Source organism: Binatus soli (SeqCode) (assembly GCF_050015535.1).
GTDB lineage: Bacteria > Desulfobacterota > Binatia > Binatales > Binataceae > Binatus > Binatus soli.
In genome coordinates, this window is record NZ_JBEKBF010000007.1 from 153,612 (window position 1) to 173,794 (window position 20,183).

Genomic DNA, 20,183 nt, shown 5'->3' on the forward strand with positions numbered 1-20,183 from the left:
CGGCGAAATGATTACGATTATTTTCGCCGGTGCGTGAACGACTGCATGGCCGGCGGGCGACAGAGACGAAATCAGTACCTCAAGAGGCCCCGGCGATTTCCCAGTTAGCCACTGAAGATTCGCTCGAACTCCATTTCGACGATCCGCGCCTGTTCACCGATTTGCTCGGCCAGCACGACGCCCACGTCCGCACCGTCGAGGCGACGCTGGGAGTCCGGATTGGCGTGACCGGAACCTCGCTTAAAATTTCGGGCGCGCACGCCGAGCAGGCGCTCGCGGGCAAGGTGATCGGCGAGATTTACGATCTGCTGAAGCACGGCTACCCGATCTTTCCGAGCGACGTCGAGTATGCGATCCGGATTATTCGCGGCGACCGCAACGCCGAGCTGAAGGATATTTTTCTCGACACGGTTTACATCTCCCCGAACAAGCGCGTCATCTCTCCCAAGAGCATCAACCAGAAACTTTACATCGACTCGATTCGCAGCCACGATATCGTTTTCGGAATCGGTCCCGCGGGCACCGGCAAGACGTACCTTGCGATGGCGATGGCGCTGGCCGCGTTGATGAAGAACCAGGTCACGCGAATGGTGCTGTGCCGGCCGGCGGTCGAAGCGGGCGAGAAGCTGGGCTTCCTGCCGGGCGACCTCGCGGAGAAAGTGAATCCGTACCTGCGGCCGCTCTACGATGCGCTGCATGACATGGTGGATTTCGATCGGGCGCGGCGGATGCTCGAGCGCGGGACGATCGAAGTCGCGCCGCTCGCGTTCATGCGCGGGCGCACGCTCAACGACTCGTTCATCATTCTCGATGAGGCGCAAAACACGACCTCCGAGCAAATGAAGATGTTCCTGACGCGGCTCGGCTACAATTCCCAGGCGGTCATCACCGGCGATGTCACGCAAATCGATTTACCCAGCGGCAAGCTGTCGGGCCTCAAGGAAGCAAGCATCGTGCTCGGCAACACGCCGGGGATTTCCTTCGTGAGGTTCAACGACCGCGACGTCGTACGGCATCGGCTGGTGCAATCGATCATCAAGGCGTACGAATCGTTCAACGCTGAAGGACCGGCGTCGGCGCCGCAAACTGACGGTAACCGTCGGGATTGAAGCGCGTGGCGGTGGAGTTCCGATGCGCGACGGCGCGCGGACGATGCTACGCGCACGGGCTTCGCGCCGATGCGGATCGGCTGATGCGCGCGGCGGGGCTTGCGGAATGCGAATTGTCGCTTACGCTCACAACCGATCGCGCGATGCGCAGGCTGAATCGTGATTTTCGGGGAATCGATGCGGCCACCGACGTTCTTTCTTTCTCGCAGATTGAACAAGCAGGCGCCGCGCCATTGGATCCCCGCAGCGTAAAGAACAGTCCGGGACTTCCGGTCGGAGACGTGGTGATCTCGATCGATACGGCAATCCGGCAGGCGCGCGAGTTCCGCGTGAGCCCCGCGTCGCGATTGCGCCGGCTTCTGATTCACGGATTTCTGCATTTGATCGGTTACGACCACGAACGCTCGGCAGCCGACGCGCGGCGGATGCTTGCGCGCGAGCGAACGCTGGCGGCGAAGATCGGCGAAAGACGCGTCGTCCGGTCGCGGCGCAAGGCCGGCGATCAACGCAAACGCAAAGTCGCCGGCCGGCGCGAATCGTCGCGATGAAGCGCGAGCCCGCCAGGATTCCCGCGGTCGCGATGCTGACGCATTTCACGCGCGCCTCGACGGCTGCGTCTGCCCTGGACAACCTGGTGGCGATTCTCAAGGATGGCGTTATTCGTGGCGGAAGCCGAATGGTCCGCGGCGCGCGTCCCGCAGTTTGCATGTTCGACGTGCCGATTGCGGAACTGCGCACGATCCTCGACCGGCGCAATCGTCGCCGTTATGAACCATTCGGGATCGCGGTGGACAAGCGGTATGCTTTCACGATGGGTGCGCGCCCGGTTATTTACCTGCCATGGCGCGAGGCGGAAAAAATCCTCGCTCCGGAAGAGAGTTGGCGTGTGGTATCGATCGAAATCGACAAGAATCCGCCGGTCGATTGGAGCTTCGAGCGCGAATGGCGCGCCGCCGGCGATCTCGCGTTCGAGCCGCCGCTGGCGGCCGCGCTGGTCGAAACCTGGAAGGACGTGGACGAGATTTTCGAGCGCTTCAACGGCCGGCCGCCTTGCGCCGGCGTGATTCCGATCGCCGAGATGTTTGCGCCGCCCGCCTGACGATGTCGTCGAACAATGCAACGCGCGCGGCGCTCGCCGTAGCCAGCGGTCTCGCGCTGGGACTGGCATTTCCGAAGTTCGATTACGGACTGCTGGCGTGGGTGGCCTTGGTGCCGCTCTTTTACGCGATCGAAGGCGAAAGCATGCGGCGCGTATTCGCGTGGGCATACCTGCAAGGTTTCGCCTCGTACGTCGTATCGCTCTACTGGATCCCGATTCCGCTGCACGACTTCGCCGACGTGCGCATGACGTTCGCGATCTTTCCGATGCTGCTGCTGGCGGGCATCGTCGCGACCGACACGGCGGCTGCCATTTGGGCGGGTGAATTCGTCGCGCGGCGGATGCGAATTCCGGCCGTGCTCACGATGCCGGTTGCGTGGACGGCGGTCGAATGGATTCGCACCTATGCCCCGATCGGTTTCCCGTGGAATCTGCTCGGATACGCGGCTTACCGCAATCTGGAATTGATCCAATTCGCGGAGTTCACCGGCGTTTACGGCGTTTCGGCGTTGATCGTGTTCTTCAACGCCGTGGTGTATGTCGTGATTTTCCGCCGCGGCGTCTATCGCTTGCAGGCCATCAGCCTGAGCGCGTTGACCGCGATAATGATCGCGCTGTGCGGGTTTGGCGCGTGGCGGATCAGCAATCTCGAGAACGCACCGCACGCGGGGAGTTTCAAGGTCGCGATGGTGCAGGGAAATATCCCGCAATCGCTCAAGTGGGATCCGAAGTTCCTGCCCGAGAGCTACAAAGTCTACCAGGACGAAACCGCGAGCGCGGCGAAGCGCGGCGCCGACCTCATCGTCTGGCCCGAGGCAGCGGCGGCGTTCCTGTTCGAGCCCGATGATCAATATCCCGCCGAGCTCGCAAACGACGCAGCGTATCGCACTGCGCTGCTGACGCTCGCGCGCAATATCGGCGAGCCGGTGTTGTTCGGAGCACCGGCGCTGGCGCGCCAGGACGGGCGCCTGGGATTTTACAATCGCGCGTACCTGGTGTCGGCCAAGGGCGAAGTGGCCGCGCATTACGACAAGATCGAGCTGGTGCCATTCGGCGAGTATGTCCCGGCTCGCTCGATCCTCGGCTACTTCGTCAACCGCGTCGTGGAGGGCTTCGGCGATTTGGTTCCCGGCGAAGAGCAGACGCTGTTCAACGTCAAAGGCGCGCAGCTCGGAATCTTGATCTGTTACGAGAGTATCTTTGCCGATTTCACGCGGCGCGAGGTGAACCGGGGCGCCGATGTGCTCGTGAACATCACCAACGACGCGTGGTACGGCGAAAGTTCAGCGCCATACCAGGTGCTCGCAATGGCGGCGATGCGCTCGGTCGAAACGAAGGTCCCGATGGTACGGGTGGCGAACACGGGAATCAGCGCGCTCATCAAGCCGTCGGGGCAAATCACGAATCGCACGCCGCTGTTCAAGCGTGGCACGGTGATGGTGGACGTGTCGTGGCGGCCGGTGCGGACCGTGTACACGATCGTGGGCGATTTATTTGCGGAGATTTGCTTCGTGCTGACGGCGATTGGATTACTGCTCGCGTGGCGATGGCCACGCTCCGCCCCGGTTGAAGCCGCTCGATCGCGGCGGCTACCTACAAACCGCAGGCCCCATTAATCCGAGTAGCGTTTCGTGACATAATACTGACATTGGCCGGCGGGCGGCGCCGGCGTGAGGTATGATTTTCCGATGCTCAGCGACATGAGACAGCAGCTTTCCGAGTTTGACGACCGCGCCGAAAAGCTCGGGAGGCGTCTTTGACGTCCCCGCACTGACCGGCCGCCAGAACCAACTCGTCGAACAATCTGCCAAGCCCGATTTCTGGGATCGGCAGGAGACCGCACAAGCGGCGCTCAGGGAGCAGGAACAGATTCGCGCTCAGCTGGGGGGCTACAAGATGCTCCGCGACAAGCTGGACGAGGCGCGCGTGTTCCTGCAGATGGCCGAAGAAGAAGGCGCCGACGATTCCGAAGCGGCGCGCGAGACTGCCGCCGCCCTGGAGGCGTCGCGAGCCGAGCTCGAGCGCCAGGAACTGCGGCTGATGCTCGGCGGCGAGCACGATCGCCTCGGCGCGATCGTTTCGATACATCCCGGCGCCGGCGGCATGGAGGCGCAGGACTGGGCCGAGATGTTGCTGCGCCTTTATCTTCGATGGGCCGAGCGGCGCGGCTTCAAAACCGAGATTGCAGACTTGCAGCCGGGCGACGGCGCGGGAATCAAGAGCGCAACCGTCACGGTCGAAGGAGACTTCGCGTACGGATATTTACGGGCCGAGACCGGGATTCATCGGCTGGTGCGAATCTCGCCGTACGACGCCAACGCGCGGCGCCATACCTCGTTCGCATCGGTCTTTGTTTTTCCGGCGGTTGACGACAAGGTCGAGATAACGATCAATCCCGCCGACTTGAGAATCGATACGTTCCGCGCATCGGGTGCGGGCGGCCAGCACGTCAACAAGACCGACTCCGCCGTACGATTCACACATCTCCCGACCAACATCGTTGTGACCTGCCAGAATGAACGCTCGCAGCACAAGAACCGCGCGATGGCGATGAAGATATTGCGCGCGCGGCTGTTCGAACTCGAGCAGCGCAAGAAAAAAGAAGAGCTCGAGAAGTTCAGCAAGGACAAAAAAGATATCGCCTGGGGCAGTCAGATTCGTTCTTACGTGCTGCAGCCCTATCAGATGGTCAAGGACCATCGCACCGGCATCGAGGTCGGCAACACCGGCGCGGTGCTCGACGGCGCGATTGACGAATTTATCCAGGCCTACCTGATGGGCGTGCGCAAGGGCGACGCCGACTCGGTGCCAACCTAGGCTTGCGCGCCGAGTCTCCGCCGATCCAGTGTGAACCCACCGATGGCGGAACATCCAAGCGAAGGTCCCCGGCGCCGTCAGTATCGTTCGCCGCGCGCGCGCAGACGCGCGGTGGTCGGACTCGTGGTCGCGTTCATTTTTGTGGCCGTGATGACGGGGTTGTTCTACCAAGCGACCCAGAGCGGGCTCGCGCCGGAGTCGGGCGTCGTCCATCTCGCCGGGCTGACTGCGCCGGTCAAGGTGATTCGCGACACGGCCGGCGTGCCGCATATCTATGCACAGAACCGGCTCGACCTCGCGCGGGCGCTGGGCTACACGCAGGCGCAGGACAGGCTGTTCCAGCTCGAGATGCGCCGGCGGCTGGCCGAGGGCGGTCTGGCCGAAGTGTTTGGCGCCGACCTGGTCGAAAGCGATTATGTCTATCGGCTGTTCGATCCTGAGAAATTCGCACGCGACAGTGTCGCGACCTATCCGCCCGAGATGCGCGCGCAAGTGGACGCGTTCGTCGGCGGAATCAACGCATATATCGACGGCCATCAGGACAGTCTGGAGCCCGCGTTTCGGCTGCTCGGCATCAAGCCGGCGCATTACACGGCCGAAGACCTCGAAGCAGGCGCGCTGACGATTGCGATGCTGCTCGGTTACAACGCGACCGAGGAGTCGGTGTATATCAACCTCGCGCCGAAGATGGCGCCGAGCGAGATCGCTGCGCTGATGCCGGTGTATCCGTCGCTGCCGCTGGAGGCGCCGCCGCCCGAGACAACCGCGCTGTTCGGCGGCGCAAAGCTGTCGTTCCATCTCACGCCCGGCTTCGCGCGCATCGGGCATATGGGCATCCCCGCGAGCAATAACTGGGTGGTCGATGGCACCAAGTCGATGTCCGGCAAGCCGATGCTCGCGAGCGACCCGCATCTGCCGCAATCGATCCCGTCGATTTGGTACGAGGCGGTGCTGGTCACTCCCGACGGCTTCACGTCGGGCGCGCTCGCGGCGGGTTCCCCGGCAGTCGCGATCGGCACCAACGGGCATGTCGCGTGGGGCGTGACGAGCGTGTGCGCGGATGTGATGGATCTCAGCCTCGAGCATCTCTCGGCCGACGGGATGAATTACGAGTTTCAGGGAAAATGGCTTCCGCTGGAGCGGCGCGACGTGACGATTCACGTCAGAGACGCGAGCGACGTGACGCGGACGATCCTTTCGACGCGGCACGGCCCTATAGTCAGCGACGTGCTTGCGCGCGAGGACAACCCGCTGAGCGGCGTCAAGATGCGGGGGAATTACGCGCTGTCCTTGCGATTTGCGGGACTGACTCCCGGGCCGTCGGCAGCGTTTGGATTCGGCTCGGCCACCGCGCGCACGGGAAAGGAGCTGGTCGAATCCTATCGCACCTTCACGACGACGCCGCTCAATCTCGTTTGGGGCGATGATTCGGGAAATATCGGATGGCATATCGTTGGCGCGATACCGAATCGCACCGGCTTCGACGGCAAATACCCGACCGCGGGATTCACGGGAAATTTCGAATGGAACGGAATGATCCCGTTCGACAGTTTGCCGCATATCGAGAATCCGCCCTCGCATTTCATCGTCACTGCGAACAATCGCCTGGCCGACGTACCCTGGAATGGAAGTTGGGTCGCGCCGTGGCGCTTCGATCGTATCTCGGACCTGATCCGCGCGGGCGACAAGATGACGGCGGACCATTTCAAATCGATCCAGCGCGACCGCGTATCGATCTTCGCGCTCAAGCTGCGCGACGCGCTCGTACAGGCCGGCGACGGCGACGACGAAGACGTGCGGTGGGCGCTTGGCGAAATCCGCGGATGGGACGGTGCAATGACGGCGAACAGCAGGCCTGCCGCGATTGTCGCGGCGACCGAAGTGACGATGGCGAGGCGCGTATTTAAGCCTCTTCTCGGCGACGATTACAAATCGTTCATGCTGCTCGAGGACACCGGAACATATCCGGCGAGCGAAGACATAATCGTACGACCCGCAAGTGCGCTGTGGCCGCGAGGAGCCGGCGGCGCGAGCGCGACGCTGCGCGCGAGTCTGAAGGACTCGCTCGCGCTGCTGGCTTCCCGGCTCGGCAACGATCGCGACAAGTGGCGATGGGGCGCGTTGACGACGATCGAATTTACGCATCCGCTGGGCGAGCGCGGCGGCGTGCTCGGATGGTACTTCAACCGCGGGCCATACCAGACCGAAGGCGGACGGCATACGGTCAACAACTCGTGGTTCGATTTGGGCGATGCGCCGGATCAATTCAAGGTCACGCAGATTTCGTCGTACCGGTTCATCGCCGACCTTGCCGACCCCGAAGGCGCGCTCGGAATGAATCACAGCGGCGAATCGGATCACCCGGCGGCGCGTCACTACGACGATATGATCGGCCCCTGGAGCCGCGGCGAGTATCATGCACTCGACCCGAGTTATAGCCGCGCGCAGTCGTCGGCCGAGGCGGAATTGGATCTGGTGCCGCGCTAGTTGCGTTTTCAGTTTGCGTCGCGCGCCGGACTGATCAAAGTTGCAATGTGAAACGGACGCTTCGGTTCGACTAAATCATACAAGGAGTCGCGGATGATCGACGTATATTTCTGGCCAACGCCCAACGGCTACAAGATCACGTGGATGCTCGAGGAAGTCGGCCTCAAGTACAATGTGATCCCGGTCAATATCGGTACGGGCGATCAGTTCAAGCCCGAGTTCCTGAAAATCAGCCCGAACAACAAAATGCCCGCGATCACCGATCCCGACGGTCCAGATGGAAAACCGATTTCGATTTTCGAGTCGGGCGCGATTCTGATGTACCTGGCCGAGAAGACCGGCAAGCTGATGCCGTCGGACACGCGCGGAAAGTACAACGTGATTGAGTGGCTGATGTTTCAGATGGCGAGCGTCGGCCCGATGCTCGGCCAGGCGCATCACTTCCGCCGCTACGCGCCCGAGAAACTCGAGTACGCGATCAACCGCTACACCAACGAAGCAAAGCGCATTTACGGAGTGATCGACAAGCGGCTGGGCGAAGCGAAGTACCTGGCGGGCGATTACTCGATCGCCGATATCGCGACCTACCCGTGGCTGGTGCCGCATTCGATGCAGGGACAGAACCTCGAAGATTTTCCGAACCTGAAGAAATGGTACGACGAGCTGCGCGCGCGGCCCGCGACCCAGCGCGGGTTTGCCGTGATGAGCGAGGTTGTCGAAAGGATGCGCGCGGCGGCGGCGGCGAATCAACCGGCCCATGACCAGAAATCGTGGGAGATACTGTTCGGCAACAAACAGTTCGAGAAGCGCTGAAGACGACGCGCTTAGCTAGCTGCGCGGCTTCGGGGCGCCGTCGAGCAATCGCAAAAGCGCATAGACGGTTTCGACCGCGGGAACGCTCAGGCCGTGGCGGCGCGCCGCGCGCACGACGGCGCCGCTGAGCGCCTCATATTCCAGCGCTTTGCCGCGCTCGAGGTCCTGCTGGGTCGAGGTCTTGAGCGCGCGCAAGTTCTTCTGCGAGTGAGCGATGTACGCGTCGATGCGGTCGTCGGAAATCAGCGCGCCCTCGGCGCGCGCAACCTCGACAATCTCCCGCATCAGCGTGCGCAGGAGTTTCAGGCCTTCGGGGTCATCGAGAATTTCCCCGACGCGCCGGCGGGTCAGCGTCGTCACGGTGTTGAGCGCGCCATTCCAGACGAGCTTGTCCCATCGCGCAGTCATGATGTCGGCCGAGGTCTGGCCGAGAATCCCCGCGCGTCGAAACACGTCGGCGATCGCCCTGACACGATCCGTCTCGCGGCCGTCGAGTTCGCCGAAGTCGATGTCGCCGGTGCTCAGATGAACAATTTTGCCCGGCGCGACCATCTCGACTCCCACGCGCGCGTTCCCGCCCATGACTGCCTCACGGCCGAAGATCCCGGCGAGCCTTGCCTCATTCTCGACGCCGTTCTGAAGCGTCAGAATCGCGCCGCCCGGCTTGAGGCATCCTGACACAGCATCGGCGGCGGCGTCGGTGTCGTAGGCCTTCACGCAGAACAAAATCAGATCGTACGGTGCGAAGTCGCGCGGCTTGTCAGTCGCTACGACATCGATTCGTAAATCGCCGCGAATACTCGTGATGTCGAGGCCGCGCTCGCGAATCGCGCGCAAATTTTCGCCGCGTGCACACAATACGACGTCCTCGCCAGACGCCCGCAGCCGCGCACCGAAGTAGGATCCGACCGCGCCCGCGCCCATTACCAGAATTTTCATGGCACAGTGCGGTTCCGATTTCTTTTCCGAGTAATCACTTTTTCACTTTTCACTTTTTCACTTTTCACTGCCTATCGTAGCGCCGCCGCGATCTGTTGTAATCAGCTATTCAACCGGGGTCGCGATGGAATCGGCGAGCGATACGAGTCTTCCAAGTGCGCGCGAGTTGCTGTTCGAAGCCGTGCTGGCAGCCGCGACGCTCACACTGTGGCCGATCCTCGACGAAAGATCGCAGGGCAACGCCGCGCAGCGCTCGCGCGCGATGGTCTATTTCCCGATTGTCGGATTCATCCTCGGCGTAATTCTCGCAATTGCCGATCGAACCGCCGGCTTGGTATCCGGACCGGTCGGACGCTCGTTCGTCGTGCTGATCGCAGGAGCGGGGCTGTCGCTGGGGCTGGCAAATCGCGGAGTCGCTGACACGGTCGAGGTGATTCGGCGGGGCGCACGGCCAGCCTCGACCGGACTGGCGCGAATCGGACCGGTCGGTGCGGGCGCATCGATCGTAGCGTTCGCATTCGAGGTTTGGTGCTTGTCGCGAATCACCGACGACGCGGGACGGGCGGCGGCGATCGTGATGGCGATGATGCTGTCGCGATGGGCGATCATTCCGATCGGCTACGGGCTGAAACCGCTGGAGCATTGGGGCCTCGGCATCCCGTATGAAGGCGGCATCTCGTTTCGCGAGTTCGCCGTCTCCAGCGCGGTCGCTCTAGGACTCACGATGGGGCTGTATCAAAACGTCGGGCTGGCGGTGATCGTCGCGCTGGCGCTGACCATTCTTGCGATGCGTCTGATGCTCAGCCGCCGCATGGGCGGGGCCTCGGGCTATACGCTGGCGGGAGGATGTGCGCTGGTCGAAGTCGTTACGTTCGCGGTGCTGGCGGCGCTTCGTGCCTAACCGTTTCGCTTGAGCGCATCGGACCACGCCGATTTCAGCAGGTCGCGCAACTCGTCGAGCGATCCATTGTTCTCGATCACGAGGCTGGCATGCTTCGCGCGTTGCTCGTCGGGCAACTGCGCGCGGATTCGCGCCTCGGTTTCAGCCGGTTTCAGCCCGCGTTGGCGCTCGATTCGGCCAACCACTTGCTCGCGCGAGGCGCGCACCAGCCAGATTTCGTCAAACAGCGGTTGCCAATTTGCTTCGATCAGAATCGCAGCCTCGACAACGATCGGCATCTTCACGCCGCTCGCGCGCAATTCGGCGACGTTGCGGCGGATGCTCTCGGACGTGGCGGGCCATACGATCGACGTCAGCCTGTCCAGTTGTTCGGGATTTCCAAACACGATGGAACCGAGTTTCTTGCGATCGATTGTGCGATCGGGAGCAACAATATCCGCGCCGAAGGCCGCGACGACTGCGTCGTAGGCGGGACCGCCGGGAGCGTAAGTGGTGTGCGCGATTTTGTCGGCGTCGAGAATCGGCGCACCGAATTCGCCGAGGATCCCCGCGACGGTGCTCTTGCCCGAACCGATTCCACCAGTGAGACCAATTGTAAGCATCTATCTTCCCGCCAAATGCGCGCAGCGCCAAGCGCCGTGAATCTTTAGCCGGCGGCTTCGCGGCTCCACGCCTGAATGTTGTAGAGGTAGCTGAAGAAGCCGCCTCGAGCCAGTAACTCGTTGAACGATCCCTGCTCGGCAATTACGCCATCGCGCAGCACGAGTATTCGATCGGCGTTCTGAACCGTCGAGAGCCGGTGCGCAATCACCAGCGTGGTCCGTCCCCGCATCGCCTCGCGCACGGCGGCGAGCACCATCGATTCGGTTTCAGAATCCAGCGCGCTGGTCGGTTCATCCATGATCAGAATCGGAGCGTCCTTCAGCAACGCGCGCGCGATCGTGACGCGCTGCGCCTCCCCTTCGGAAAGACTGTGTCCGCCCTGCCCCAACACTTCGTTCAGGCCGTCCGGCAACTTGGCGAGCACGGGTCCGAGCCGCGCCATTTCGATCGCGCGGAGCACTTTCGCGTCGTCAACCGCCGGCTTCCCGAACGCGACGTTGACGCGCAAAGTATCGCCGAGCACGAGCGGCGGCTGCAGGACCATCGCGATGTTGCTGCGGATCGAATCGAGGGTGAGGTATCGGGTATCGTTGCCGTCAATCTTGATCACGCCCTGCTGGGGTTCGTAAAAACGCGCGAGCAGACTGGCCATCGTGGTTTTTCCGGAGCCGCTCGGACCGACGATCGCGATGGTCTCGCCTGGCGCAGCCTTGAAGCTGATCCCCTTGAGCACGGTTCGGCCCGGATCGTAGCCGAACACGACATTGTCGAATTCGATCTCGCCACGCGAGCGGCCAAGCGTCTGCGCGCCCGCACGGTCCTTGATTTCAGGATCGATTGCGAGCAACTCGAGGCATCGCCTGAGTCCCGCCTTCGCGCCTTCGATCTGTCCGTAGGTTTGCGAAATCTGGTTCACCGGCGCGTAGAGCGAGGCGAGGTAAGTCGTAAAAACGATCAGGTCACCGATGGTGAGCCGCCCATCAAGGACGTGCTGCGCGCCGAGGTAAATCACGATCGCCGTGCCGCACGCGATCAACACGCCGACCGCGCCGGCGTAAATCGTTTGCAGGGTGTACAGACGCAGGGTCGCCTCCAGACTTTCGCTGCTCGATTCGACGAACTCGCGGTACGACTCGCCCTCTCGCGTGAAGGCCTGCACGACGTGAATCGCGGCGAGCGCGCTCTGCGCGACGGTGAACAGACGGCTCTCCTTGATTCGCGCGCCGCCCGCGATCGCGTCGATTCGACCGCTGATCGACATGATCAGCAGAATCAGGAGCGGTATGATCGCGAGCGCCACGAGCGTCAGCGTCGCGTCCATCCTGATCATCACGACGAACATCCCACCCAGCAGAATCAGCGACGACAACACCGGGAAGAATCCATTCATGGCGATCGTTTGAATCGAGTAGGTGTCGTAGGTGATGCGCACCATCAAGTCGCCGACTTCGCGCCGGCGATGAAATGACAGCGAAAGGCGCTGCAAATGATCGAACAGGCGCGCGCGCAACTCGTTGACCATCCGCTGGCCGATCGAAACGGTGACGTAATTCGTCATGACGTTGAGCAGGCCGAGCAGCGCGTACAAGATGACGAGGCTGATGCACGCGGCTGCCAGAAGCTCGCCGCGCGGCATCGGCGCAATCCATTTGCTCACCAACGGCGCGCCACGCAGCACATTGTCGATTACAATCTTGAGCGGCCACGGCTTGAGCACCTCGGTCGCCGAGGCAAGCAGCACACCGCCGATTGCGATCGCGAGACGGCCCAGATGCGGGCGCATCCTGCGAATAACGTGGCCGTAAAGTTCCAGCGTGCGCATTTACGTTTCGTCTTCCGAGCGCTTTGCCATTGAGATTCCAAGCGACCCGGCTACCTCGACTGCGCAGACTTTGATGATCGCGGGAATACGCCGCGCGCGATTGATCGCCAACAGCCCGACTACGATTGCGGCCCATAATACGCCGAGGATTCCCGCGCGAAGCGAGAATCCCGCGGCCAGCAAGACCAGCAGCGCGATCGCCGCGGCGATCAGCGCCCGGCGCGGCGCCGATCGAAGACGCCAGAGCAGCGCGATGCTCCCGTCGTTCCGGAGCAACGCGTTTATCGGCACGCGAATCGTCGGCGCAACCACGATCTCGAGGTCGTAGGACTGGAAGCCGTCGGTCTCGGCCACTGCAACGCCGCGGCGAACCAGTGCTTCGCGGATGGCGGCAAGTATCGTCGCGGAATCGATTCGCGCAGCGCCGCCTGACATGACGAACTCGACCTGGCCGTTTAATTCAACCGGACCGTTGTAATCTCCGCCGGCGGTCGCGGGCTCAAATCGCCATCTGACGCGCTCGCGCGCAAGACTGCGAACGGCAGGGCCGAACAGATTGAGAATCCAGAGATAGATTCGCGCCGCCGGGCCGCAATGCGCGCGCGGCAAGGGCGCCGACGCTGCGCCCGCCGCCGCGGCCAGCATCGAGAGCGCGATTCCACCAGCGCCGAGCACGCCCGGCAACCGATTGACCCCGCCAAGGATCAGAAGAATCAGCGACAACCCGACCCATTGAATGGTCAGCGGCAGGTCGGCGTACGAGTTGTCCGCCGAATAGACGGTCTGAAAGAGGCCGCGGCCGAAAGCGCCGTAATAGACGCGCGCGCCGCCGAGCATCGAGCCGATCCATGACGGCCCCGCGTAGATCCCGTCCTGGTCTGCGATCCGGAGCGGATATTTGCGCAGCAGCAAGCCTTCGCCGGCGCCGTAGCCGCGTTGCTGGCGGAGGTAGGCAGCGAGCGTCGCACGCCGCTCATGAATCACGACCGCTCCAGGCGCGTACGCGAGCGTTTCAGCCGACGCCGCAAGGCGCCAGGAAAGATCCACGTCGTCGCCGGCGGTGGCAAACATCGGATCGAAGCCGCCGACCTTCAGCAGCGCGGCTTTGGTAATCGCCATGTTGCATCCGCACAGCTGCGCGAGGCGATCGTCGCCGGCACGCACCTCGCGCGGCAGTCCGGGCGCGGCAGCCATCGCGGCGGCGCGAGCAGATGCGGGAGCGGGGGCGAAATTCGGGCCGGCCGCCGCGGCCGCATCGCGGCGCTCGATCGTCTCGACCAGATGATACAGCCAGTCGCGATCGGCACGCGCGTCGGCATCGATGAACGCGACGACTTCGCCGGATGCGGCGCCGACGCCTGCGTTGCGCGCGGCGGCGAGGCCATTGTGCTCGATGCGAATCGCGCGGACCCCGGATCGGCCGGCGATTTCAGAAGTCGAATCGGTCGATCCGTCGTCGATGACGATTGTTTCGTAGTCTGGATAGTTGAGCTCGCGAATCGAGGAGAGACATTCACCAAGCGTCGATGCCGCATTGTAGGCGGCCACCACCACGGTCGCTTTGGGAGCGGCCTCAAGCGGGGGCGGCAGATTGCCGCCGAAGACTTTGGCGACCGCATCGAACGCGAGTTTGGGCGAGCGATCGCGGCGGGTCAGTCCAAATGCCCAGTCGGTAATCTCGGATCCGCCGGTGTGCCATTCGTCGGTGAACGCGAACACGATGAAGCCGGACAATCCGAGTTCGAATGCCGCGCGGCACTGCCATGAAAGGAGTTCGGCCTGATGTTGCTCGCCTTCGCGAACCGTATCCATGCCGGTTTCGCTGAGCACCAACGGCAGTTCCCCAGCTTGTCCCATCAGATGCGTCAAGTAGCGGCGGAAGTCTTCCTCGCGATGCAGATACACGTTAAACGAAATGAAATCGAGAAAACTCAGATCGAGATATTCGGCCGACGGATAGTTCGAATAGGTGAAAAGCGCGCCGGGATCGATCTGTTTTCCGAGGTCACGGAGTTCGGCGAGAAAGCGGCTGACGGCGCGCGGCCCGTGCCAGCGCACGATATCCGATCGAATCTCGTTGCCGACGCTGTAGGCTGCGATGGTTTCGCCGAATTCGCGCGTCTCGAGAACCGTCTTGCGGATCGCGTCGCGGATTTCGCGCATCATGTCGCGTGAATCCAAAAACGCCATGTGAAACGGCCACGGGATGCCGAGCATCATGCGCAGTCCAGCCTTCTGCGCCTCCTCGACCATCCACGGCGGCGGTGGAACGTACAGACGAATCAGATTGGCGCCGAGCCTGTTCATCAGGGCGAAGTCGGCGGCGGTGCGTTCGGGCTCGGGATACCTTTCGCCGCGGGAATTCGGAGCAAACGGCCCGTACGAAACGCCGCGAAGGTAGAATTTTTGCGCGCCGTCGAGAAGGTATTTTCCGTGCGCTGCCAGCCGAGTCATGAACGATGAGCTAATCGCAAAGCGCATGGGCGCGCAACGCGCGGTGCGGCCGCACCCTTGACATCGCGCAAGTCACGCCCTGACAATCGATTCCTCAAGACATGGAAAAAATCGAACCCCGCAGCATCAACTCGACATTCAGTGAACCGGCGTCGAGCTTCATGAACGTCAACGGCATCCGAATCCATACGCTGGACTGGGGCGGCGACGGTGCGCCAATCGTGATCCTGCACGCGACCGGATTTCTCGCCCGCATCTACCGGCCGCTCGCAGAGCAGCTGCGCGCGATCGGCCACGTGTACGGCTACGACCAGCGCGGCCACGGCGACAGTTCGGCGCCACCCGACGGCGACTATAGCTGGGACTCGACGATGCGGGACCTCGAAGGGTTTATAACTGCCATGGGATGGTCTGGCGTCCGGGCGGTCGGCCATTCCGCCGGCGCGACGGCGATCGGCGGGCTTGCTTGCGAGCGCCCGGACCTGATCTCACGCGCGATCCTGGTCGAGCCGGTAATCTTCGAGTCGCCGACCGCGCCGGAACTCGGATGGCGCAATCCGTTCATCGAGCGGACGCTGAAGCGCAGGCGCATTTTCGACAGCGTCGAGGCGATGTACTCGAGCTTCCACGACAAGCCGCCATATAGCACCTGGCAGAAGGATATTCTGCACGACTATTGCCAGTTCGGTACGCGCCCGACCAGCGATGGCAGGCGCGAACTCAAATGCGCGCCCGAGGTCGAGGCAAAATTCTACGAGACGTCGCGCGATTTCGACGGGCTCGGGCGAATTCTCCGCTGCACGGCGCCGCTATTGATAATGTTCGGCGCGCGCGGCGATTCGCTCGGCGTGGCGCTATCCGGAAAAGTCGCGAGGCAGCTCAAGAACGGACGCGTGATCGATGTGGCCGGCGCGGGTCATTTTATGCCGATGGAAATGCCCGGTTACGTCGCGGATCAAGCGAGCGAATTCCTGACGTCTGAGTAATAGTGGCCCATTAACGTTACGCGCAAGCGACTCCTCAACACCTGGCTACGAATCACCGTCAAGTCTTGAGTACTTGGATTTTTTGTTGGCAAACCTGACGAACGCGATCGTGTCGTACAGCCCATGACACAATATGACAGCCCACAGGTTGTGCCCGCTTACGACAAATAGCAGGCCAAATAGAACTGAGAGCTGAGTTACGATGATCACGGCTCGCAGACCTTGGTATAAGTGAATGAGACCCGCTCCCGCCGCGGCGGCACATACCGCGATACCAGTCGCCATCGGCGCGACGAGCCATGCCGACAGTAGTGCTTCAATCGATTGAAGGATGATTCCCCGGAAGATAAGTTCCTCCAAAAATCCCCCGAGGGCCCAAGCCACTACGATCCCAATCAAGAGTTTGCTCCTGGATTGCTGCAGCGCGCGAAACGCGTCCAGGATTGGCGGCTTATCAACCCATCGTGTCGCCAGCCTGTCCGCTAATGGGCTATAGGCCAACATTATCGCCAGCCATGCTACGGCAAATCCAATTGTCGAGAGCCATGATACGGAGCTACTGAGTCCGAGCTCTTGCATCGAAATGATCGGAGCGCTATTCGCCATTGGTTCGTATACGCTTGTCGCGCTTGTTGGTGATGATATTTACCATAGTACAATTTCGAATGTACTATTGCTCAGTCAGGGCGAACTGAGTATTGCGCGCGCTTCGCTGGTGTATATCCCCGGGCGTTCGTAGAGAATCAACGGCGGCTCGATAGTTACTTCGATTCCGCCGCCGGCGCGGGCTTCGATCAACATCACCGATGCCGGCATCGCAATCCGCGGATGAACGAAACGGATGCGCTTGGGCTCGAGCTGCTTCGAGCGCATCGCGGAAATCAGCTCGGCGCTTCTGCGTGCGGTGAAGACGAACGCAACCCGCCCTCCGCTGCGCGCGTAGCGGCGCGCGGCCGCGACGAAATCCATGAGCACCGCGTTGCTTTCGCCGCGTGCCAGGCGGCGGCCGCGGTCGGGATTCTCGCGGCCGGCGGCCGCCGCGCGATAGGGAGGATTCGCGACGACCAGGTCGAAACTTGCCGGCTCGACGCCCGCGATTTTTCTCTGCCGAAGATCGGCGCAAACCGCATTCACCGACTCGATGCCGTTGATCGCGGCGCTACGAGCGATCATGGCCGCCAGCGGCGGCTGGATCTCGATCGCAACGACTTCGCGCGGTCGATAAAGGGCGGCCATCACGATCGCGACGACGCCGCAGCCCGCGCCCAACTCCAGCACTCGCTCGCGCATACTCGCGCGCGCGAAGCGGCCGAGCAAAATCGCCTCGACCGAGAAGCGGTAACCATGCCTGGGCTGGATCAGCATGATACGCCCGTCCAGGATCGTGTCGCGAGTTTCGTTTTCGTTGCTTGAATTCGCCGTCATGAATGCCGCCGAAAAAGCAGAGCTTTACGCCCGCATCTTTCGAATAGTTGATGTGTTTCCCGGCAAGGGGGAGATCCCACGGGCCTCAGAGCGCTGAATGAGTATGAAAATTGCCGAACGCAACGGCGATAGCAAGATGGCCGGGCGATTCGCGCAAGAGATTGCGACCTCTCGTAGACCGCCAAACCGGCTCCTCCCGGCGCCGCTGGAACCCGGTTGACCAAAACCGGCTAAAACCTTGCAGAGCGAGGCCATTGGGTCTATACGCCGAGTTGGAATCGGAGCGTCAAAACGGAAATCCCCGTTTAACGGTCTGGCGGGAGGTTCGGATGGGGCATTTGGGCCATCTTAAGGATGAGTACCGCGCGTTCGTGCGCCGCTTGGAGGCTACCCAGATCGCGCTCCCGGAGCCGCGCGACCCGCGCGCCTGGAATGGCTGGAAGGAAATCCTCGAGATCCTGTACAGCCCCGAGGAAGCCGACCTCGCCTCGCGGATGCCGGTCATGCCCACCGGGCTTGACGGGATCGCCAATCGTCTCAACCTCGCCCCCCAGGCGCTCAAGCCCCGCCTGGATGCGCTCTGTGACCGCGGCCTGGTGCTCGACCTCGTCCATCCCGAGACCGGGGAGACCAAGTACGTGCTGGCGCCGCCAGTGGTCGGGTTCTTCGAGTTCTCGATGATGCGCACGGAGGACTCGATCCCGAAAAAGCGCATGGCCGAGGCGCTCGACGCCTACGTCCACGGCGATGACACGTTCATGCGCGAGGTCTTTGGCGAAGAGACCGTGATCGGGCGCGCGCTGGTCCACGAGTCGGGGCTCGCTGACGACGTCCCCGAGGTGCTGGACTATGAGCGCGCGACCGCGATCGTTGGCGACGCACAATCCCGCTCCGTTTCGCTCTGCTACTGCCGCCACAAGGCCGGGCACCTCGGCACCGCCTGCGACGCGCCGCAGGAGATATGCATGTCGCTCAACGGCGGCGCGGACTTCGTCATCCGTCGCAAGTTCGGCCGCGCCATCGAGCGCTCGGAGGCGCTCGAGCTCCTCGCCGCCGGGCGCGAGCGTGGCCTGGTCCATATCGCCGACAACGTTCAACAGCAGCCGACCTACATCTGCAGCTGCTGCGCATGCTGCTGCACCCAGCTTCAGTCGATCAACCGGTATGATCTGCAGGGGGTAAACCCCAGCGGTTTCAAGCCGCACTCCGATCCCCACAAGTGCGCCGGATGCGCGCGATGCGCGCGGGCGTGCCCGGTCGGTGCGATCACGATGCGTCCCGAGCGCAGCCAGGCGCGGCGCACCAACGAGCTGCATCCGCTCGTCGACGAAGATCGCTGTATCGGATGCGGCCTGTGCGCCGACGCGTGCCGCAAGCGTGCGATGCGCATGCAGCGCGGTCCCGAGCGCCCCTACGTCCCGAAGGACACGCTCGAGCGCACGCTGCGCATGGTGATCGAGCGCGGCCGGCTCGCGCAGCTTATCTTCGATGAGGGGGCCGGGCGCGGCGCGGGTTTCCTCAACGCGGTCTTCCGCACGCTCCTCGCGCTGCCGCCGGCGCAGCGAATACTCGCCCGAGAGCAGGTCCGCTCGCGTTTCATTCGCGCGGCGCTGGCCCGCAGCGGAGACCTGTCATAACCGAAAATCAGATCCTAACGCATTGATGATGCAGCCCGTCGGGCAGCGGAGCGGGCATGGTGCACAATTCTCCGTTTCGTGGGCGCGCCCGCCATCGATCAATCTATTCGCCTTCTTACGGATCGTACACTTCCGCGGTGTCTAGAATGGTGACGGAGCTGGTGGATTTGCCATAACCACCGCCGGTAATGAGGACCAGATCGTTGGGGAGCAGGGCCGCCCTGTGGAAAGCGCGAGCAGTCGTCATCGTGGCGTTGAGGGCTGTGAAGGTATTGGCCACAGGGTCGTACACTTCCGCCGTCTTGAGAACGGTGAAGGTGCTGGTGCCCCAAATAAGCCCACCGGTCAAGAGGACCTGGTTGTCGGGGAGCAGGGTCGCGGTGTGACCAGCACGAGCAGTCGTCATCGTGGCGGTCAGGGCCGTGAAGGTATTGTGCACGGGGTCGTACACTTCCGCAGAGTTAAAAGTGGTGTGGTTACTAGAACCTCCGGTCAAGAGGACCTGGCCGTCCGGGAGCAGGGTCGCAGTGTGACCACTACGAGCTGTCGTCATCGTGGTGGCGAGGGCGGTGAAGGTCTGGTCCGTGGGGTCGTACACTTCCGCGGTGTTGAGAGAGCCGTCGTTAGAAAACCCGCCGGTTAAGAGAACCTGGCCGTTGGGAAGCAGAGTGGCAGTGCGACCACCACGAGGCGTGGTCAACGTGGCGGTGAGGGCCGTGAATTTATTCGCTGTGGGGTCGTACACTTCCGCGGTGTCGAGACCGTCGCCGTTTTCATCAGGCGACCCGCCGGTAATGAGGACGAGGCCGTTGGGGAGCAGGGTCGCCGCGTGTTGATTACGAGCAGTCGTCATCTTGGCGGTGAGGGCGGTGAAGGTATCGGCCACGGGGTCGTACACTTCCGCGGTGTTCAGCGCGGGGGAAGAGAATTTTTTGAGCCCTCCAGTCAAGAGGACCTTGCCGTCGGGTGTACGTCGTCAGAACCTTTTGGACAAGTCAGCAATCGATTTAAGAGAGGATCTGGCCCATCTGGGTTGAGGTTGAGGCTGCAGTTGAGTAGTGCAGCCGGCGACGTTGGTCGAGGGTCTGCTG

17 protein-coding genes are annotated in these 20,183 nt (G+C 62.5%); 10 read left to right on the forward strand and 7 right to left on the reverse strand.

Going from position 1 to position 20,183, the window contains the following annotated elements; genetic code table 11:
* Positions 1 to 95: 95 nt before the first annotated feature.
* The 7 genes from ABR989_RS07445 to ABR989_RS07475 all read left to right on the forward strand — a co-directional run bounded on the left by ABR989_RS07445 (position 96) and on the right by ABR989_RS07475 (position 8,325).
* Positions 96 to 1,109 (forward strand): PhoH family protein, encoded by a 1,014-nt coding sequence (locus ABR989_RS07445; protein ID WP_428127153.1) that lies wholly within the window; start codon positions 96 to 98, stop codon positions 1,107 to 1,109.
* 5 nt (positions 1,110 to 1,114) lie between these two features.
* Complete coding sequence (ybeY, locus tag ABR989_RS07450) at positions 1,115 to 1,657, forward strand: rRNA maturation RNase YbeY (protein ID WP_428127105.1); 543 nt, start codon at positions 1,115 to 1,117, stop codon at positions 1,655 to 1,657.
* Positions 1,654 to 2,208 (forward strand): hypothetical protein, encoded by a 555-nt coding sequence (locus ABR989_RS07455; RefSeq protein WP_428127107.1) that lies wholly within the window; start codon positions 1,654 to 1,656, stop codon positions 2,206 to 2,208. The genes ybeY and ABR989_RS07455 overlap by 4 nt, the downstream gene beginning before the upstream one ends.
* 2 nt (positions 2,209 to 2,210) lie before the next feature.
* Entirely contained in the window at positions 2,211 to 3,824 is a 1,614-nt protein-coding gene (lnt, locus tag ABR989_RS07460) for an apolipoprotein N-acyltransferase (protein WP_428127109.1), read from the forward strand.
* A gap of 72 nt (positions 3,825 to 3,896) precedes the next feature.
* Positions 3,897 to 5,025 (forward strand): peptide chain release factor 2 gene (gene prfB, locus ABR989_RS07465; protein WP_428127111.1). Its coding sequence is split into 2 segments (ribosomal slippage): positions 3,897 to 3,965 and positions 3,967 to 5,025, totalling 1,128 coding nucleotides; the frame shifts between segments, so codons are not numbered across the junction.
* 42 nt (positions 5,026 to 5,067) lie between these two features.
* A complete protein-coding gene (locus ABR989_RS07470; protein ID WP_428127114.1) occupies positions 5,068 to 7,512 on the forward strand; it encodes a penicillin acylase family protein in 2,445 nt (814 codons plus the stop codon).
* Positions 7,513 to 7,605: 93 nt separating this feature from the next.
* Entirely contained in the window at positions 7,606 to 8,325 is a 720-nt protein-coding gene (locus ABR989_RS07475) for a glutathione binding-like protein (RefSeq protein ID WP_428127120.1), read from the forward strand.
* Between the two features lie 15 nt (positions 8,326 to 8,340).
* Here ABR989_RS07475 and ABR989_RS07480 read toward each other — a convergent pair whose 3' ends face one another.
* Entirely contained in the window at positions 8,341 to 9,264 is a 924-nt protein-coding gene (locus tag ABR989_RS07480; RefSeq protein ID WP_428127122.1) for a ketopantoate reductase family protein, read from the reverse strand.
* 124 nt (positions 9,265 to 9,388) lie between these two features.
* Here ABR989_RS07480 and ABR989_RS07485 point away from each other — a divergent pair, with 124 nt between their 5' ends.
* Complete coding sequence (locus ABR989_RS07485) at positions 9,389 to 10,165, forward strand: adenosylcobinamide-GDP ribazoletransferase (protein ID WP_428127124.1); 777 nt, start codon at positions 9,389 to 9,391, stop codon at positions 10,163 to 10,165.
* On the opposite strand, the gene coaE is transcribed toward ABR989_RS07485, so the two are convergent.
* The 3 genes from coaE to ABR989_RS07500 are packed head-to-tail and all read right to left on the reverse strand — an operon-like array spanning position 10,162 to position 15,044.
* Complete coding sequence (gene coaE / locus ABR989_RS07490; RefSeq protein WP_428127126.1) at positions 10,162 to 10,767, reverse strand: dephospho-CoA kinase; 606 nt, start codon at positions 10,765 to 10,767, stop codon at positions 10,162 to 10,164. The genes ABR989_RS07485 and coaE overlap by 4 nt on opposite strands.
* A 44-nt stretch (positions 10,768 to 10,811) precedes the next feature.
* Positions 10,812 to 12,590: an ABC transporter ATP-binding protein gene (locus ABR989_RS07495; protein ID WP_428127129.1), complete on the reverse strand. Its 1,779-nt coding sequence runs from the start codon at positions 12,588 to 12,590 to the stop codon at positions 10,812 to 10,814.
* The gene (locus ABR989_RS07500) at positions 12,591 to 15,044 is read right to left on the reverse strand and encodes a glycosyltransferase family 2 protein (RefSeq protein WP_428127132.1); all 2,454 of its coding nucleotides are present in this window, start codon (positions 15,042 to 15,044) and stop codon (positions 12,591 to 12,593) included.
* 101 nt (positions 15,045 to 15,145) lie between these two features.
* Between ABR989_RS07500 and ABR989_RS07505 the strand changes: the two genes are divergently transcribed.
* On the forward strand, positions 15,146 to 16,030 hold the full coding sequence (locus tag ABR989_RS07505; RefSeq protein ID WP_428127134.1) for an alpha/beta fold hydrolase: 885 nt from the start codon (positions 15,146 to 15,148) through the stop codon (positions 16,028 to 16,030).
* Positions 16,031 to 16,075: 45 nt separating this feature from the next.
* Here the strand turns inward: ABR989_RS07505 and ABR989_RS07510 are convergent, their stop codons facing one another.
* Positions 16,076 to 16,636, reverse strand: a complete 561-nt coding sequence (locus ABR989_RS07510; protein ID WP_428127136.1) for a CPBP family intramembrane glutamic endopeptidase — start codon at positions 16,634 to 16,636, stop codon at positions 16,076 to 16,078.
* A gap of 75 nt (positions 16,637 to 16,711) precedes the next feature.
* Positions 16,712 to 17,455, reverse strand: coding sequence for a tRNA1(Val) (adenine(37)-N6)-methyltransferase (locus ABR989_RS07515; protein ID WP_428127138.1), 744 nt, complete (start codon positions 17,453 to 17,455; stop codon positions 16,712 to 16,714).
* Between the two features lie 329 nt (positions 17,456 to 17,784).
* On the opposite strand from ABR989_RS07515, the gene ABR989_RS07520 reads away from it, so the two are divergent.
* Complete coding sequence (locus ABR989_RS07520) at positions 17,785 to 19,092, forward strand: 4Fe-4S binding protein (RefSeq protein ID WP_428127140.1); 1,308 nt, start codon at positions 17,785 to 17,787, stop codon at positions 19,090 to 19,092.
* A 115-nt stretch (positions 19,093 to 19,207) separates the two neighbouring features.
* Here ABR989_RS07520 and ABR989_RS07525 read toward each other — a convergent pair whose 3' ends face one another.
* Positions 19,208 to 20,041, reverse strand: coding sequence for a Kelch repeat-containing protein (locus tag ABR989_RS07525; RefSeq protein WP_428127142.1), 834 nt, complete (start codon positions 20,039 to 20,041; stop codon positions 19,208 to 19,210).
* Between the last annotated feature and the right edge of the window lie 142 nt (positions 20,042 to 20,183).